Genomic DNA, 15,222 nt, shown 5'->3' with positions numbered 1-15,222 from the left:
GTGATCCGCTAGCGTCCGCGACGGCCCAATAGCGCGACCAGTGCTGCCGCACCCACGGCTACGGCGGCGGTGGTTGCGACCGGGTGCTGCGCGGCGCGGGTGTAGAGGTTGCGCGTTAGCACTCTGCCGGGATAATTGCCGCTGGCGCTGCCGTCGCCTGCACGGCCGACATCGCTGGCATGGAGGGCGCCGTGCGGGTGTCGATCCGGGCGGCCGCTCTTGATGGTGTCGTAAACGAAGGTGCGGTTGATCCAGTCGGCCAGGTGCGGTGCGTTCTGCGCGAGCCGCGAGAGCCGCTTGGCATTGCCGATATAGACGTCGCGCTGCGGATGCTCGGCAGCATGCAGAATCGCGCGGGCGACGACTTCCGGCGCGTAGACGGGCGGCGGAAACACCGGAGCACTGGGCAGGTAGTTCTTGGAGTGGTCCATGAACTGGGTGTCGGTCGACGAGGGGCGTACCAGGGTCACCGATACCGGCGTGCGCGACTTCTGCAGCTCGACACGCAACACATCGGTCATCGCCTTGATCGCATGCTTGCTGGCGCTGTAGCTGCTGTGGAAGGGCAGGGCATTGGCCGACTCGACACTGCCGATGTTGATCAGCGCACCACCTTTATCACGCAAATGCTTCACCGCGATGGACGAGCCGTAGTGCGTGCCCCAGAAGTTGGTCTGCATGACTTGTTGGTGGTCTTCGTCGCTGACCTCGTCGAAGCGGCCCCAGACCGAGCTGCCGGCATTGTTGATCCAGGTATCAAAGCCACCGAAGCGCGAGATCGTCTCGCTGGCAACGCGTTCCAGCTGCGCCCGCTCGCCCACGTCGGCCATGACGTGAAGGACGCGATTCCCCGCATTAAGCTCTCGCTCGATTTCGAACAGCGCTTCTTCGTTGCGCGCCACCAGCACCACGCGTGCGCCCTTTTCGATGGCGAGGCGGGCCGTGGCCAGGCCGATCCCGCTCGAAGCGCCGGTAATGACGATGACCTGCTCATGCAAAGGTTTGAGAGAAATGCGCATCGGGTCTCCTCGAATAGCGGCGATGGGGTGGGCTCGGTAGAAGCCGCGGCCCCGCTTCCGGTTCCGGGCAGGCGATGGATGGCAGCGCTGGTTGGGCTGGAGGCAGGTCGTCGCTGTGGGGGCTAGCAAGAGCAGGGCGGCTACTCGATTGCTCCCGGCCTCTTTGATCGGCGAGAGCCCGGAGGAAATATGTACAAATGTTTCAGACTCTCCGGAACTCTTTTGATGGCCAATTGCTCTCAATTTCGCTTGGGAGATTCCTCCCGCATCCCCCCATTTGATCAAGACGGCGGCATTAGTCTCTTGCCGTGGTATGCCTCGATATCGAGCTAGGTGCAGGAATGAAACGCTTTGTTGTGCTGGATAGTTTTCGCGGTATCTGTGCGATTGCGGTGGTGCTGTTCCATACCCAGATCATGTTGAGTTTTTCCGAACTGAGTTTCTTCCGGCACGCCGACTTGTTCGTCGAGTTCTTTTTCGTGCTTAGCGGTTTTGTGATGTTTCACGCCTACGGCGGGCGCGAGTTCGGCCCCGTTGTGCTCAGGCGTTTCATTATCAGCCGCACCTTTCGGTTGTATCCGTTGCACCTGCTGATGCTGCTGGTCTTCATTGGCCTGGAGTTCGGCAAACTCTGGGCAGAGCATCACGGCTTCTCCTTCAACGATGCAGCCTTCACTGGCAAGACGGCACCTGGCGAAATCCTGCCCAACGCCCTGTTGCTGCAGAGCTGGATTGGCGACTTCAACAGCCTGTCGTTCAACACGCCGGCCTGGAGCATCAGCATCGAGTACTACCTGTACATGGTGCTGGGAATGGTCCTGCTGGCAATGCCCCGGTACTGCGCACAGATCCTGGCACTGGCAACGCTGGTGTCCTTCGCGGCGCTGTATGTCGAGCTGGACGTGATCAAGCCCTTCATCTGGCGCGGCGCTTCCTGCTTCTTTGCCGGGGCGCTGACCTATCTGCTCTACCAGAAGCTGGAGCCAGCCATCAGCCGCTTTGAAGACCGGCTGTTCTTCAGTGTGCTCGAGCTGCTTTGCCTGTTGCTGGTGTACCGCACACTGACTCACGAATCGCCGCATCAGGGCATCATCGCCAGCCTGCTGTTCTGTGGGGTGGTGCTGGTTTTCGCCAGCGAGCGCGGTGCGGTTTCGCAGCTGTTGCAGCGCCGCGGCTTCGCCCGCCTGGGGGAACTGTCCTTCTCGATCTACCTGACCCATGCAGCGGTCATCTTTGCCTTCACCAGTGCGGCGGTGGTGCTGTCGAAGCTTTCCGGCACCGAATACACCACGATTCTGCAGCAGCCAGGAAGCGAGCAGATCATGCGTTACATCAGCAGCGGCAGCGTTGTGGTCGACGACCTGCTTACCCTGCTCGAGCTGGGAATGGTGCTGGCGATATCGAGCCTGACGTACCAATACGTGGAGCTGAAGGGCATTGAGTTGGGGCGTCGGCTCTCACGTCACGAGCCGCGACAGCTATCGCAGGTTTGAAGCGGACCTGGCGACCATGCTCTCCGCTGCCGGCGACTGGCGAGGAGCCGGCTTCGGAGCACCCGCGGGTTCGGTGGACGGGTAGCTCTGGTGCAAGGGTGTTTGCTCTTCACCGTCGATGGTCCAGGTGACGGTCGCCTCGATATGGCTATCGGGCGCCACGCCCAGCCAGTTGTTCAGCGGGCATTGGGTTTGAGGGGCGCTGGTCAGCTCGCCTGATTGGCGGCTGCGACTGGTGCCGGCGCGGCCTTGAGCGCGCACTTCCAGTTGATAGCTGAGCTTGTGGACTTTGGCACTGCTGAAGCACAACCGCAGATTCAATCGGTCGGCTTCAGGCACTAGCTCCAGGCGAGCGTCAACCGGGCCGGCGGCAGAGGCTAACAGCATGGCGGCGAGGGTCGCAGTGAGCATAAGCGAAGGCCAAGGGACAGGATCACTGTTGGGTAACGGTGGCCATGTTGCCGGTCCCCGTCTGCGAGATGACCGCGTTCATGAGCTCAGCGTTCTGGGTGATCGAGGCCTGGTTTGCCATGCCGACCTGGTTGATGCGGGCTTCGTTGTATCCGGCTAGCTGGTTGATGGCGGCGATGTTGTCATCGCCGGACTGCACGACGCTGGCTTGGTTGCCGTCGAACCATTGCACCAACTCGACACTGTTGCTGTTTCCGGTTGAGGACCCTCTGAACGAATTGCTACGCCCGCTCTGTTCAGCTGTCAGCAGGTTGTCGTCGCCTGCCTGATTGAACTCGACTTCCCCAAACAGGTTGTACTGCGAGATCGTCGCGGTGTTCAGATTGCCGTTCTGGGCCAGCTTGATATTGCCGCCATCGCCCTGCCCGATGGTCACCAGGTTCTCATCGCCGACCTGGTAAACCGCCAGCGTGGTGCCGTGGTAAAAGCCGTCTTGGGTCATTACCAGCGAATTGTCATTGCCAATCTGATACGCCTCGGCCCGAGCGAAACCATTTTGAGAGGCCGAAATGGAATTGTTGTTGCCGATGCTGCTGATTTGCAGCTCATTGGTATACCAGTGCTGCTCGACCTCGGCGCGGTTGCCGGTGCCCTGCTGATAGACGCTGGCGCTGGAGAAGCGAGTTTCATCACCTTGGTAGATAGAGGCCTTGTTGCTGCCGATTTGCACGATGCTGGCCACATTCAGCTCAGCGATGACGCCCTGGTAGATCGAACCGCTGTTAGCCGTTCCGTTCTGCCGGATTGTCGCTTCGTTCAGCACGCCCGTCTGATCAATCGTGGCGTCGTTATCATTGCCGGTCTGTACAAGTTTTGCGTTGTTGTCGGCATGGGCGCCAATGGCGACGGACAGCAAAGCGGCTGACGCGAGGAGATGCAGACTGCGCATAGGGTTACCTTCTTATTAGCGATGCTGGACGATCTGGACGCTTTGGCCGCTGCCGTATTGGGTGACACTGCTGCTCAAGCCGCTGCCGAGCTGTTCGATGCTGGCAGCATTGTCTGAGCCGATCTGAGCGATGGCGGCCTGGTTGTCGCTGCCGATCTGGCTGATATCCGCCAGGTTGCCCTCGCCGATCTGCAGAATGGTTGCGATCTGATTTTCGCCCTGCTGAAGAATGAAGGCCTGCTGGTCGCTGCCCTGTTGCACGATGTTCGCCAGCTGAGCTGTGCCGGTCTGGCTTACGTCGGCCAGGTTGTCACTGCCTGTTTGCAGCACCCGTGCGACCTGCATGTCGGGCAGCTGCCAGGCGGCCCCCGCCGGACTGGCAAGGTTCAACGAGCCGTCTGCAAGATCCCCGTTGTCCATCAGATCGGACGCATGAACCGCGTGACAGGTGAGCAGAAGGGCGGCGAGAAAGCCGCGGCGCAGTAGGGCTAGACGATCCATGCAGGCACCTCGAAGTAGTGCTCGGATTTTTGTCTGCGGGCCGGGTGCTGAACATCCATCGAACGGTGCAAAACAAGCGCTACGTGATGAGCGGGCCGGATTAACTCCTCGGTCGCTCACAATTCGCCCCGGTCCATGTCGAAAGTGTCCTGAAGCAAGTTCTGCAGCTTGCTTCGGTTGACCTCTTCCAATATCAACTGCGCGGCTTGGGTGGCGATTTCCTCTATCTCCGCGACGTTGGGCTGCAGAAACCGCCGGTAGACGGTGAGCTGTCCGTACTCCACCCAGACCAGGCTGCCCCAGCGCGCCGAAGGGCGTTCGCGCACCACCAGATCGCCTTCTAGCGCGCTGGCGTCCTGCAGCTGGAAGCTGAGGTAGCGGTGAAAATCATGGCCAAAGCGGGTGATGGTGTTGTCGATGATCAGCCCGCTCAGCTCGGCCTCGCCCTGCGCCTGGCTGAGCGGCTCCTCGGCCTGGAGGGGGCCAGCCAGACTCAGCAGCAACAGGCACAGCGTCAGGCGTGGCACGACTCGGACCAATCCAGCCGGCCGCGAAGCAGAAAGGCCGCCTCGGCCCGATTGGACGCGCCAATCTTGCGCAACAGGTTATGGATGTGGCTCTTGATGGTGTGCGGGCTCAGGCACAGTTGTTCGGCGATCTCGGCATTCGACAGGCCTTTGCCGGCCAGGCTGAGAATTTCGCGCTCGCGCAAAGTCAGTGACGGCTTGCTGCCGGCGAGTTGGCGCATGCGTCGCCATTGGCTGAGCAGCCGTTCGGTCAGAACCCGAGGAAGCCAGTCGCCGCCGTCCAGTAGGACCTGAATGCCGTCGAGCAGATGCTCGCGCGTGGCATGACTGTAAAACACGCCACGAATGGTGGGGTGCTTGTCGACCAGCTGCTCGGCCTGTTCCGGCGCGATATTGACCAGCGCAACGGGCGTCTGCTCATCAAGCTGATCAAGCAGCGTCGACAGTTGCTCGGTCTGGCTGTTTCCAGAGTCGAGTAGATAGAGATCGGTGCTGCCCGGAACGATTTTCTCGAGCCGCGCCAGGGCTACCTCTAGCTGAGCCTGCTCACCAAGAAAGTGCTTGAAGAACAGTCCCAGTAGCTCATTGCCGGTCAGCAGGGTGACAGTAGGCCGGTTACGTTCCCGGTGGGTGAAATCCGCTTCGTCCATGTTCAATCCTTGGTCTGGGGTGCCGTTATGCTGCATAGAAAAGTTACTAAACGACCGGCCAGGAATGACGAAGTTCAGCGTTCCAGCTGGGATTAGGCCGGCATCTGCGCGCTGAGGATGACAACCCGACAGACGGTTAAATAAGCGGCTTGGCGGACCAAGCGATCCATGTCGAGTCAATCACCCGTTCGATGGAGCCTGCATCTATACCCCTCGCACGAACTGCCAGTGCGCACTTCACTCACCGGTCTGCTGCTCGGTCTTGTGTTGACGCCTTCAAACATCTCCTGTGAGGTGAATGCCGGCTGGTCGTTAAACCTGTCGATCTATCGGCTTCGCCGACTGGCGTGGTCTGCTACGGGGGCTAGATAGCCTGACCACGCTGCATGAAAGGGATGTCCACCAGCCTACTGTCTCGTCTGTGGCCTCATCGACCGTCAGCGATTAGTCCCCAGCCACACGCGCCATAACAAACCGCTGGTCAACGGCCGACGAACGGTTTTGCCCTGGCTTGGCGACCAATGGCGATATGCCCGTGAGGCCCGCCGCATAAGGCCTTCATCGGTTCTGAAAGATCCTGTCATGCAGCAAGGTGAAATTTATTTCCACCACCATTGCCGTATTAGGTGAACCCCTTGAACTGGAGAGCGATCATGCAAACGACCAAGCTCGCCGCGCTGACACTGGCCGGCCTGATGTCTGCTTCTGCTTTTGCTGGCACTACTGATAACGGCGCCATGCACGACAAGGACGCCTACGATTCGAAAAGCAGTGCAATGAAAAGCGGCACTCATGACGGCAAGATGGGTGGCACTCATGACGGCAAGATGGATGGCGCTCATGACGACACCATGATGGATGGCAAAACCACCGACGACACCGACCGCACTGGATTGACAACCGGAGCAGGCACCACCGTTGACGGTGAGACGGCAGGCCCTGGTACAGAGACAGGTACCAGTGTCGGCAATACCACCGCTACGGGGAACAGTGCCACTGGCAACTGACTTGTCGTCGCAGCTAGATGAAAAGCCCCGGCCCTGCTGGGGCTTTTTCTTGCGCAGCCGTCAGCGCCCGCCGTCGGGGCTGGCCGCAGAGGGCTGATGATGGGGAGAAGATCATGGTCACACGAATCTGGTTATGCGCTTCGATACTGATAACAGCGCCGCTGGCGATCGCCGCCGGAACCGGCCCGACGCACCCGGAAAAGGCTCGCGAGCATCCGTTGGACTCACGTGAGCCACGCCAGGGCGTGATCGAGGGTGAAAGTCACGGCCAGCCACGACCATCAACGCTGGAGTCGCTGCCTGAGGCGCCGCCGGAAATCCCGGTCGAGAACCCGTCGCAACCTGTTCGGCCAGACGCCCGCTCGAGCGAGAATCGGGACCCAGCCTCTAACTGATCAAACGATGCAGGTCTGTTTCAGCCCAAGCGGCAAACGAAAACGGGAGGCCTGAGCCTCCCGTTTGGTGCCGCCAGTGCTGTGTTTAGAACAGTACGCGGCTGCGGATAGTGCCGTTGACGTGCTGGAGCTTTTCCAGCGCCAGGTCGGAGTATTCCTTGTCCACGTCGATTACCACGTAGCCGACCTTTTCGTTGGTCTGCAGGAACTGACCGCAGATGTTGATGCCGTTGTCGGCGAACACCTTGTTGATCTCGCTCATCACGCCTGGAATGTTCTCGTGGATGTGCAGCAGGCGGTGCTTGCCCGGATGCGAGGGCAGGGCGACTTCAGGGAAGTTCACCGACGACACCGAGGTGCCGTTGTCGCTGTACTTGACCAGCTTCTCCGCGACTTCCAGGCCGATGTTGGCCTGGGCTTCGGCAGTGGAGCCGCCGATGTGCGGGGTCAGGATCACGCGGTCAAGACCACGCAGGGGGCTCTCGAATTCGTCGTCGTTGGACTTGGGCTCGACCGGGAATACATCGATGGCGGCGCCGATCAGGTGCTCATCCTTGATCGCGGCGGCCAGGTGATCCAGTTCGACCACGGTGCCACGCGCGGCGTTGATCAGAATGGCGCCTTGCTTCATGGCGCGGATTTCCTTTTCACCGATCATCCACTGAGTGGACGGCAGTTCGGGAACATGCAGGGAGACGATGTCGCACATGCCCAGCAGTTCGTAAAGCGAGCCGATCTGAGTGGCGTTGCCCAGCGGCAGCTTGGTCACCACATCATAGAAGAAGACCTGCATGCCGAGGCTCTCGGCTAGCACCGACAGCTGCGTGCCGATTGAGCCGTAACCGATGATGCCCAGCTTCTTGCCGCGGATCTCGAAGGAGTTGGCCGCCGACTTAATCCAGCCGCCGCGGTGGCAGGAGGCGTTCTTCTCAGGGATGCCACGTAGCAGCAGGATGGCTTCGGCCAGCACCAGTTCGGCCACCGAGCGGGTGTTGGAGTAGGGCGCGTTGAACACCGCGATTCCGCGTTCACGGGCGGCATTCAGGTCGACCTGGTTGGTGCCAATACAGAAGCAGCCGACGGCGATCAGTTTCTGCGCCGCGTCGAAGACTTCTTCGGTGAGCTGGGTGCGCGAACGGATGCCGATGAAATGGGCGTCGGCGATCTTCTCCTTCAGTTCCGCATCGGTCAGCGCGGTCTTGAGGTACTCGATGTTGGAGTAACCGGCGGCCTTGAGGGTGTCGACAGCGTTCTGGTGCACGCCTTCGAGAAGAAGGAACTTGATCTTGCTCTTGTCGAGAGAGGTCTGGCTCATCTGCATTAAAACCTTAAGGCCGAGGGTAGGACGAAGTGTCCAGCGAAGGCTGGCCGACCCGGTATCAGCGGTGTCGGGAGCTGCCGAGGCACGTTTCAAAAGGGTGCGTATGCTAGCATACAGGCCCCTCGAAACACCCCCTGTCCTGAGCTGAAGCGTGCTCAGGGTGACCATGAATCGAATGAGAGTTCCCATGATGACCGATCTCGCCCTGATCGACGAGCTGAAGACCCTGGTCGAGCCTGGCAAGGTGCTGACCGATGCCGATTCGCTGAATACCTATGGCAAGGACTGGACCAAGCAATACGCCCCGGCACCCTCGGCCATTGTGTTCCCGAAGAGCATCGAGCAGGTTCAGGCGATCGTGCGCTGGGCCAATGACCGCAAGGTTGCGCTGGTGCCATCTGGCGGCCGGACCGGTCTCTCTGCTGCGGCGGTCGCCGCTAACGGTGAGGTGGTGGTCTCGTTCGACTACATGAACCAGATTCTCGAATTCAACGAGATGGATCGCACAGCTGTCTGCCAGCCGGGCGTGGTCACCGCACAGCTGCAGCAGTTTGCCGAAGACAAGGGGCTCTACTACCCAGTGGATTTTGCCTCGGCCGGCTCCAGCCAGATCGGCGGCAACATTGGCACCAATGCTGGCGGTATCAAGGTGATTCGCTACGGCATGACCCGTAACTGGGTGGCGGGGCTGAAGGTCGTCACTGGTAAAGGCGATCTGCTCGAGCTGAACAAGGACCTGATCAAGAACGCCACCGGCTATGACCTGCGCCAGCTGTTCATCGGCGCCGAGGGTACGCTGGGCTTCGTCGTCGAGGCGACCATGCGCCTGGAGCGTCAGCCGACCAACCTGACAGCGCTGGTGCTAGGCACGCCGGACTTCGAGTCGATCATGCCGGTGCTGCACGCGTTCCAGGACAAGCTGGACCTGACCGCCTTCGAGTTTTTCTCCGACAAGGCACTGGCCAAGGTGCTAGGCCGTGGCGACGTGCCGGCACCGTTCGAAACCGATTGCCCGTTCTACGCGCTGCTGGAATTCGAAGCCACCACCGACGAACGCGCTGATCAGGCGCTGGCGACCTTTGAACACTGTGTCAACGAAGGTTGGGTGCTCGACGGCGTGATGAGCCAGAGCGAGCAGCAGCTGCAGAACCTATGGAAACTGCGCGAGTACATTTCCGAGACCATCAGCCACTGGACGCCGTACAAGAACGATATCTCGGTGACCATCGCCAAGGTGCCGGCTTTCCTCAAGGAAATCGACGCCATCGTTGGTGAGCATTACCCGGATTTCGAGATCGTCTGGTTCGGGCACATTGGTGACGGCAACCTGCACTTGAACATTCTCAAGCCGGATGCGATGGACAAGGACGAGTTCTTCGGCAAGTGCGCCACCGTCAACAAGTGGGTGTTCGAAACCGTACAGAAGTACAACGGTTCGATCTCCGCCGAGCACGGCGTGGGCATGACCAAGCGCGACTACCTCGAGTACAGCCGCTCGCCGGTGGAAATCGAGTACATGAAGGCGGTCAAGGCTGCCTTCGATCCGAACGGCATCATGAATCCGGGCAAGATCTTCGCTGTTTGAACAGACAGGAACCCTCCATGACCTACAAGCACCAGTACACCGACGGCACGACCATCCACTACCCGCTGGGCAAGGTCGTCTGCATCGGCCGAAACTACGCCGAGCACGCTAAAGAGCTGAACAACCCGGTGCCGACTGAGCCATTGCTGTTCATCAAGGCCGGCAGCTGCACCGTGCCGCTGGACAGTGGCTTCAGCATTCCAGCGGACCGTGGCGCCGTGCACTACGAGGCGGAAATTGCCGTGCTGATCGGCAAGCCGCTGTCGCGCAAACCCAACGAAGAGGAGGTTCGCGATGCGATCTCCGGTTTCGCTCCCGCTCTGGACCTGACCCTGCGCGACGTGCAGGCCAAGCTGAAGGAAAAGGGCCACCCGTGGGAGATCGCCAAGAGCTTTGATGGCGCTTGCGTGCTGGCACCCTTCGTGCCGGGCGATGCGGTGGACGACCTCGGCGACATCGGTATCCGCCTGACCATCAACGGTGAAGTCCGTCAGGACGGCAACAGCAGCCAGATGCTCAATGCCATCCTGCCGCTGTTGCAGCACATTGCCGGGCACTTCAGCCTTCAGCCTGGCGACGTCGTGCTGACCGGCACGCCGGCGGGGGTCGGTCCTCTCAATCAGGGCGACGAGCTGGTAGTGGAGCTGGTCGGGTTGTCGCGCTTCGAGAGCCGCGTGCTTTAGCGTGCATATGAGCCGGGTACGCCTGACGTATCCGGCCCGCATCGCTCTATCCTCCTTGTGAAGGTCATGCTGTAATCGCACGCTCTTCCTGGGTTTGCCTACATGCCTGAGTCTGCCGTCCGACGTTCCCGCCTACGCCTGTTCCTCTACATCTCGCTGTTTCTGACCATTGCAATGGCCTTGCTGGCCGGCTGGATGCTGCATTGGAATGACCAATTGAAGCTCTACTGGCAGGAGCAAACTGTCGATGCCAGCGCCCGCGCGGCGAGCATCTGGTTGCCCGACTATGAACTGGCGCTGGAGACCACTTTGTCCGGCCTCGAGGAAGACGAAACTTCAGGCCTGACCTGGAACGCAGAGACCGGGACGCTGTTCACCGTCACCGGACAAAACCCCCAGCTCGTGGAATTCTCCCCCGGCGGCGTGGTGCTGCGGCGCATCACCCTGACCGGATTCTCTGATCCTGAGGCGGTCGAAGCTCTGGATAACGGACAGCTCGGTATCGTCGATGAGCGGCGCCGACTGGTTGCAGTGTTCCGGTTGGCGCCGGGGGTGGAGAGCCTCGATCTCGAGGATCTCGCTACCTATGACCTGGGTTTCGACGGTGCCGGAAACAAAGGCTTCGAAGGACTGGCCTGGAATCCGCGCACCCAGCGCATGCTGCTGGCCAAGGAGCGCGATCCGCAGGGCTTGTTCGAACTGCCCTTCCCTGGAGAAGACGGCGCTGCCGGCGCCCTTGAGTCGCTCCCTGGCCAGCCGCTGCTGGTACGCGATATCTCGTCGGTAGCCATCGACCCGCGTACGGGGCATACCCTGATGCTTTCCGACGAGTCGCGTCTGCTGGTCGAGCTTGACTTGCAGGGGCGGCCGCGCAGCTTCATCAGGCTGCTCGGCGGTCTCAATGGTATGGTGGAGGGCATCGACCAGGCTGAAGGAGTCGCCATGGACGGGCAGGGCAACATCTACGTCGTAGCGGAGCCGAACCGCTTCTATGTGTTCAGTCGGCGACGCTGACCTTCAATCCAGATGGCCGAAGCATAACTACTACCATCAAAGGTGATCAGCGATGACCGCTTGCGGCGCCGGATGCGGCCGTGATGGCGCGCACCGGGCTGATGGATGCCTGCCGCGAGAGGTCAGCGCTTGAGCGTCTGCACCCCGTTCGCTGTGCCCAGCAGCAGGACGTCGGCCGGGCGGGCAGCGAAAAGCCCGTTGCTGACCACGCCCACGATGTTGTTTATCTGCGCTTCGACATCCGGGGCGAAGCCGATCATGAGATTGTGCACGTCAAGGATGACGTTGCCGTTGTCGGTCACCACACCCTCACGGTAGACGGGGTCGCCGCCCAGCTTGACCAGTTCGCGCGCGACGTGGCTGCGGGCCATCGGGATCACTTCCACTGGCAGGGGAAACTCGCCGAGGCGCTCGACCAGCTTGCTGCCATCGGCGATACAGATGAAGGTGCGGGCCACTGCAGCGACGATCTTCTCGCGGGTCAGGGCTGCGCCGCCGCCCTTGATCAGCTCCAGATGGCTGTTGGTCTCGTCGGCACCGTCGACGTAAAACTCCAGGTCCGCTACCGAGTTTAGGTCGTAGACCGGAATGCCATGGCCTTTCAGACGCTCGGCGGTGGCATCGGAACTGGCCACGGCACCGTCGAAGAATCCTTTGTGCTTGGCCAGCAGATCGATGAAGAAGTTGGCGGTGGAGCCGGTGCCAACGCCGACGATGCTGCGGTCGGTGAGTTGCGGCACGATGAGGTCGACAGCGGCCTGGGCGACGGCCTGCTTGAGTTGATCCTGGGTCATGGCGTAAAGGTCCGGTCGGTAAGTGAGTCGTGGGCGAGAGTATAGCGGGGGCTCATCAGCGGGTCTTGCCTGCTGAGACTGTACGGCTGTTTTGTGCGCTGATTGCCGGTGGTCGCGGCGTTTTTCGCGGAGTAGACTCGTCTGCCCCGCAAGGCCCGCCAAGATAGCTCACGATGCTCGAACAGTACGTCAAGAAGATCCTCACCTCGCGCGTCTATGACGTTGCGGTGGAAACCCCGTTGCAGCCTGCCCGTCAGCTCTCTGAGCGGCTGGGTAATCAGATTTTGCTGAAGCGCGAAGATCTGCAGCCGGTGTTCTCCTTCAAGATTCGCGGTGCCTATAACAAGCTGGCACAGCTGTCACCCGAGGAGCTGGCGCGCGGCGTAGTTACTGCGTCGGCCGGTAACCATGCGCAGGGCTTGGCCCTGGCGGCCCGTGAGCTGGGCATCAAGGCGACCATCGTCATGCCGCGCACCACGCCGGAACTGAAGGTGCAGGGCGTGCGTGCACGTGGCGGCAAGGTGGTGCTTCACGGGGATGCCTTTCCCGAGGCGCTGGCCTATTCGCTGAAACTGGTCGAGGAAAAGGGTTACGTCTATATCCACCCCTATGACGACCCGCACGTGATAGCCGGACAGGGCACCGTGGCGATGGAGATCCTGCGCCAGCATCAGGGTCAGCTTGATGCGGTCTTCGTGCCGGTGGGTGGGGGCGGCCTGATCGCCGGCGTCGCTGCCTACATCAAATACCTCAAGCCAGACATCAAGGTCATTGGCGTCGAGCCGGACGATTCCAATTGCCTGCAGCAGGCGATGGCTGCGGGCGAGCGTGTGGTGCTGCCGCAGGTGGGATTGTTCGCCGATGGGGTGGCGGTGGCGCAGATCGGTCAGTACACCTTCGACATCTGCCGGCACTACGTGGATGAGGTGATCACGGTCAGCACCGATGAGATCTGCGCTGCGATCAAGGACATCTACGACGATACCCGCTCAATTACCGAGCCAGCAGGTGCGCTGGCAGTGGCCGGTATCAAGCGCTATGTGGAGCGCGAGGGCATTGAGCATCAGGTGCTGGTCGGCATCGATTCCGGCGCCAACGTGAACTTCGATCGCCTGCGTCATGTGGCGGAGCGCGCTGAGCTTGGCGAGAAGCGCGAGGCGATCATCGCGGTGACCATTCCCGAGGAGCCTGGCAGCTTCAAGGCATTCTGCGAGGCCATCGGCAAGCGTCAGATTACCGAATTCAATTACCGCTACCACGAAGACCGTGAGGCGCACATCTTTGTGGGTGTGCAGACCCATCCGGAAAACGATCCGCGGACGGCCTTGGTGGATGGGTTGCGGGCGAAGGGTTTCCCCGTGCTTGATCTCACTGACAACGAACTGGCCAAGCTGCACACCCGGCACATGGTCGGGGGGCACGCGTCTGGCGTCAGTGATGAAGTGGTCTATCGGTTCGAATTCCCGGAGCGTCCGGGCGCGCTGTTCAACTTCCTCAACAATCTCGGCGGGCGTTGGAATATTTCGATGTTCCACTACCGCAATCACGGCGCGGCTGACGGGCGGGTGGTTGCCGGCCTGCAAGTACCTGCCGAAGACCGTCACCTGTTGCCGGCCGCACTGGACAAGATCGGCTATCGCTACTGGGACGAAACAGACAATCCGGCCTACCAACTTTTTCTCGGCTGACCAGCCGTACCGCGGGGATCGATGGAACACTACCAACTGCTGAACATGACTCACGCCGCTCTGGCGATTCTCCTCACGCTGGGGCTGATTGCCCACATCATCATGCTGTGGAAAGCCTGGCGGCGGGCCGATCCGGTGGTGCTGCAGAACAAGCTGCGCCGCACCCGGTTGATGTCGCTGCCATTGCTGGCGGTGTTTGCCTTGTTGCTTCCGGTGACCGGCTGGTGGCTGGCGCACCTGGCAGGTTTCCCGCTCGGTCAGCTGTGGTTGCTGGCCAGCTCGGTGTTGTTCTTGGTTCTGGTGCCACTAGGCCTGCTGCTCAGCGGCCGCCTGCGTGCCTGGCAAGCGCTGGGCGATGCCCCAGCGCCCGCGCGCCTGCCGCGCTTTGCGCTGGTTTACGCGGGTCTGATCCTGCTGATTTTGGTCGCCATCATGGGTTTGATGGGCGCCAAGCCGGTCTAAGGCTGAGGTCAGCGCAGGCTGATGATGCGCCAGCCGCGTTGCTCGGCAATGCCCTTCAAGGTCGGGTCCGGATCGACCGCTACCGGATGGCTGACGCGCTCCAGTAGCGGCAGATCGTTGCGCGAGTCGCTGTAGAAATAGCTGTCATCCAGGCTCTGGTCATTTTCCATGAGCCAGCGTTCAATGCGCGTCACCTTGCCCTCCTGAAAACAGGGCACGTCGGTCAGTCGACCGGTGTAGCGTCCCTCTTGCATCTCACACTCGGTGGCCAGCAACGTATCGACGCCCAGGCGCTTGGCGATTGGCCCGGTGATGAAGCGGTTGGTGGCAGTAATGATCACCACCCGGTCGCCGGCTTCATGATGCTGACGCACCAGTGCCTCACCCTTGGCCAGGACGATGGGCTCAATGTGGTCGCGCATGAACTCGGCGTGCCACTGCTGCAGCTGCGGCATCTCGCTGCGGCCCAGCAGCTCCTGGCAGAAGTTCTGATACTCCAGCACATCCAGCGCGCCGGCCAGATAGTCCTGATAAAAGGCATCGTTGCGGGCGCGGTACGCCTCGGCGTCGACCAGCCCGCGCTGGCAGAGAAACTCGCCCCAGGCGTGGTCGCTGTCACCGGCCAGGAGGGTGTTATCAAGATCGAAAAGAGCCAGGCGCACGCTGCGTTCCTCGGGGGATAAAAGGGGGTGAAGCATAGCGGGATCGCTCGATAGATGGCAG

General features: G+C 61.0%; 17 protein-coding genes. 8 read left to right on the top strand and 9 right to left on the bottom strand.

All coding sequences use genetic code 11. The features are described 5' to 3' along the window. Nucleotides 1-8: 8 nt before the first annotated feature. On the bottom strand, nucleotides 9-1,019 hold the full coding sequence (locus CXK96_RS17965) for an SDR family oxidoreductase (RefSeq protein WP_102837797.1): 1,011 nt from the start codon (nucleotides 1,017-1,019) through the stop codon (nucleotides 9-11). 341 nt (nucleotides 1,020-1,360) lie between these two features. On the opposite strand from CXK96_RS17965, the gene CXK96_RS17960 reads away from it, so the two are divergent. Beyond that, a complete protein-coding gene (locus tag CXK96_RS17960; RefSeq protein WP_102837796.1) occupies nucleotides 1,361-2,512 on the top strand; it encodes an acyltransferase family protein in 1,152 nt (383 codons plus the stop codon). On the opposite strand, the gene csgH is transcribed toward CXK96_RS17960, so the two are convergent. The 5 genes from csgH to CXK96_RS17935 form a co-directional block, all read right to left on the bottom strand. After that, nucleotides 2,498-2,923, bottom strand: a complete 426-nt coding sequence (gene csgH / locus CXK96_RS17955; RefSeq protein ID WP_180981555.1) for a curli-like amyloid fiber formation chaperone CsgH — start codon at nucleotides 2,921-2,923, stop codon at nucleotides 2,498-2,500. The two genes, CXK96_RS17960 and csgH, sit on opposite strands and share 15 nt — an antisense overlap. 22 nt (nucleotides 2,924-2,945) lie before the next feature. After that, entirely contained in the window at nucleotides 2,946-3,872 is a 927-nt protein-coding gene (locus tag CXK96_RS17950; RefSeq protein WP_102837795.1) for a hypothetical protein, read from the bottom strand. Between the two features lie 15 nt (nucleotides 3,873-3,887). Beyond that, on the bottom strand, nucleotides 3,888-4,373 hold the full coding sequence (locus tag CXK96_RS17945; protein WP_102837794.1) for a curli production assembly protein CsgB: 486 nt from the start codon (nucleotides 4,371-4,373) through the stop codon (nucleotides 3,888-3,890). Nucleotides 4,374-4,489: 116 nt separating this feature from the next. Continuing rightward, a complete protein-coding gene (locus CXK96_RS17940) occupies nucleotides 4,490-4,900 on the bottom strand; it encodes a CsgE family curli-type amyloid fiber assembly protein (RefSeq protein ID WP_102837793.1) in 411 nt (136 codons plus the stop codon). Beyond that, nucleotides 4,888-5,472: a helix-turn-helix transcriptional regulator gene (locus tag CXK96_RS17935; RefSeq protein WP_102837838.1), complete on the bottom strand. Its 585-nt coding sequence runs from the start codon at nucleotides 5,470-5,472 to the stop codon at nucleotides 4,888-4,890. The genes CXK96_RS17940 and CXK96_RS17935 overlap by 13 nt, the downstream gene beginning before the upstream one ends. Nucleotides 5,473-6,203: 731 nt before the next feature. On the opposite strand from CXK96_RS17935, the gene CXK96_RS20670 reads away from it, so the two are divergent. Beyond that, the gene (locus tag CXK96_RS20670) at nucleotides 6,204-6,557 is read left to right on the top strand and encodes a hypothetical protein (protein ID WP_146030712.1); all 354 of its coding nucleotides are present in this window, start codon (nucleotides 6,204-6,206) and stop codon (nucleotides 6,555-6,557) included. Between the two features lie 113 nt (nucleotides 6,558-6,670). After that, the gene (locus tag CXK96_RS17925; RefSeq protein WP_102837791.1) at nucleotides 6,671-6,952 is read left to right on the top strand and encodes a hypothetical protein; all 282 of its coding nucleotides are present in this window, start codon (nucleotides 6,671-6,673) and stop codon (nucleotides 6,950-6,952) included. Nucleotides 6,953-7,037: 85 nt separating this feature from the next. Here the strand turns inward: CXK96_RS17925 and serA are convergent, their stop codons facing one another. Continuing rightward, nucleotides 7,038-8,267 carry a phosphoglycerate dehydrogenase gene (gene serA / locus CXK96_RS17920; RefSeq protein WP_102837837.1) on the bottom strand — a complete coding sequence of 410 codons (1,230 nt, stop codon included), beginning with the start codon at nucleotides 8,265-8,267 and terminating at the stop codon, nucleotides 7,038-7,040. A 196-nt stretch (nucleotides 8,268-8,463) separates the two neighbouring features. On the opposite strand from serA, the gene CXK96_RS17915 reads away from it, so the two are divergent. The 3 genes from CXK96_RS17915 (at nucleotide 8,464) to CXK96_RS17905 (ending at nucleotide 11,555) form a co-directional block, all read left to right on the top strand. Further along, nucleotides 8,464-9,858, top strand: a complete 1,395-nt coding sequence (locus CXK96_RS17915) for an FAD-binding oxidoreductase (protein WP_102837836.1) — start codon at nucleotides 8,464-8,466, stop codon at nucleotides 9,856-9,858. A 17-nt stretch (nucleotides 9,859-9,875) separates the two neighbouring features. Next, nucleotides 9,876-10,541 carry a fumarylacetoacetate hydrolase family protein gene (locus CXK96_RS17910; protein WP_102837790.1) on the top strand — a complete coding sequence of 222 codons (666 nt, stop codon included), beginning with the start codon at nucleotides 9,876-9,878 and terminating at the stop codon, nucleotides 10,539-10,541. Between the two features lie 102 nt (nucleotides 10,542-10,643). Further along, nucleotides 10,644-11,555, top strand: coding sequence for an SdiA-regulated domain-containing protein (locus CXK96_RS17905; protein ID WP_102837789.1), 912 nt, complete (start codon nucleotides 10,644-10,646; stop codon nucleotides 11,553-11,555). Nucleotides 11,556-11,677: 122 nt separating this feature from the next. Here CXK96_RS17905 and rpiA read toward each other — a convergent pair whose 3' ends face one another. Beyond that, nucleotides 11,678-12,349 carry a ribose-5-phosphate isomerase RpiA gene (gene rpiA / locus CXK96_RS17900; RefSeq protein ID WP_102837788.1) on the bottom strand — a complete coding sequence of 224 codons (672 nt, stop codon included), beginning with the start codon at nucleotides 12,347-12,349 and terminating at the stop codon, nucleotides 11,678-11,680. Nucleotides 12,350-12,522: 173 nt separating this feature from the next. Between rpiA and ilvA the strand changes: the two genes are divergently transcribed. Both ilvA and CXK96_RS17890 read left to right on the top strand, forming a co-directional pair. Continuing rightward, nucleotides 12,523-14,037: a threonine ammonia-lyase, biosynthetic gene (gene ilvA, locus CXK96_RS17895; protein WP_102837787.1), complete on the top strand. Its 1,515-nt coding sequence runs from the start codon at nucleotides 12,523-12,525 to the stop codon at nucleotides 14,035-14,037. Nucleotides 14,038-14,058: 21 nt separating this feature from the next. Further along, nucleotides 14,059-14,499: a DUF2269 family protein gene (locus CXK96_RS17890; protein ID WP_102837786.1), complete on the top strand. Its 441-nt coding sequence runs from the start codon at nucleotides 14,059-14,061 to the stop codon at nucleotides 14,497-14,499. A gap of 8 nt (nucleotides 14,500-14,507) precedes the next feature. Here CXK96_RS17890 and CXK96_RS17885 read toward each other — a convergent pair whose 3' ends face one another. Continuing rightward, nucleotides 14,508-15,161: an HAD family hydrolase gene (locus CXK96_RS17885; protein ID WP_102837785.1), complete on the bottom strand. Its 654-nt coding sequence runs from the start codon at nucleotides 15,159-15,161 to the stop codon at nucleotides 14,508-14,510. Nucleotides 15,162-15,222: the final 61 nt, after the last annotated feature.

The sequence above is a fragment of the Stutzerimonas stutzeri genome, from assembly GCF_002890895.1.
Taxonomy (GTDB): Bacteria; Pseudomonadota; Gammaproteobacteria; order Pseudomonadales; family Pseudomonadaceae; genus Stutzerimonas; species Stutzerimonas stutzeri_AB.
Note: the sequence above shows the minus strand (reverse complement) of the source record. Positions and strands in the feature narration are given on the sequence as shown.

Excerpts from the sequence above, each read along its gene's own strand:
- CXK96_RS17965 (WP_102837797.1), bottom strand. The coding sequence starts at position 1,019 with ATGCGCATTTCTCTCAAACCTTTGCATGAGCAGGTCATCGTCATTACC.
- CXK96_RS17960 (WP_102837796.1), top strand. The coding sequence starts at position 1,361 with ATGAAACGCTTTGTTGTGCTGGATAGTTTTCGCGGTATCTGTGCGATT.
- csgH (WP_180981555.1), bottom strand. The coding sequence starts at position 2,923 with ATGCTCACTGCGACCCTCGCCGCCATGCTGTTAGCCTCTGCCGCCGGC.
- CXK96_RS17950 (WP_102837795.1), bottom strand. The coding sequence starts at position 3,872 with ATGCGCAGTCTGCATCTCCTCGCGTCAGCCGCTTTGCTGTCCGTCGCC.
- CXK96_RS17945 (WP_102837794.1), bottom strand. The coding sequence starts at position 4,373 with ATGGATCGTCTAGCCCTACTGCGCCGCGGCTTTCTCGCCGCCCTTCTG.
- CXK96_RS20670 (WP_146030712.1), top strand. The coding sequence starts at position 6,204 with ATGCAAACGACCAAGCTCGCCGCGCTGACACTGGCCGGCCTGATGTCT.
- CXK96_RS17925 (WP_102837791.1), top strand. The coding sequence starts at position 6,671 with ATGGTCACACGAATCTGGTTATGCGCTTCGATACTGATAACAGCGCCG.
- serA (WP_102837837.1), bottom strand. The coding sequence starts at position 8,267 with ATGAGCCAGACCTCTCTCGACAAGAGCAAGATCAAGTTCCTTCTTCTC.
- CXK96_RS17915 (WP_102837836.1), top strand. The coding sequence starts at position 8,464 with ATGACCGATCTCGCCCTGATCGACGAGCTGAAGACCCTGGTCGAGCCT.
- CXK96_RS17910 (WP_102837790.1), top strand. The coding sequence starts at position 9,876 with ATGACCTACAAGCACCAGTACACCGACGGCACGACCATCCACTACCCG.
- CXK96_RS17905 (WP_102837789.1), top strand. The coding sequence starts at position 10,644 with ATGCCTGAGTCTGCCGTCCGACGTTCCCGCCTACGCCTGTTCCTCTAC.
- rpiA (WP_102837788.1), bottom strand. The coding sequence starts at position 12,349 with ATGACCCAGGATCAACTCAAGCAGGCCGTCGCCCAGGCCGCTGTCGAC.
- ilvA (WP_102837787.1), top strand. The coding sequence starts at position 12,523 with ATGCTCGAACAGTACGTCAAGAAGATCCTCACCTCGCGCGTCTATGAC.
- CXK96_RS17890 (WP_102837786.1), top strand. The coding sequence starts at position 14,059 with ATGGAACACTACCAACTGCTGAACATGACTCACGCCGCTCTGGCGATT.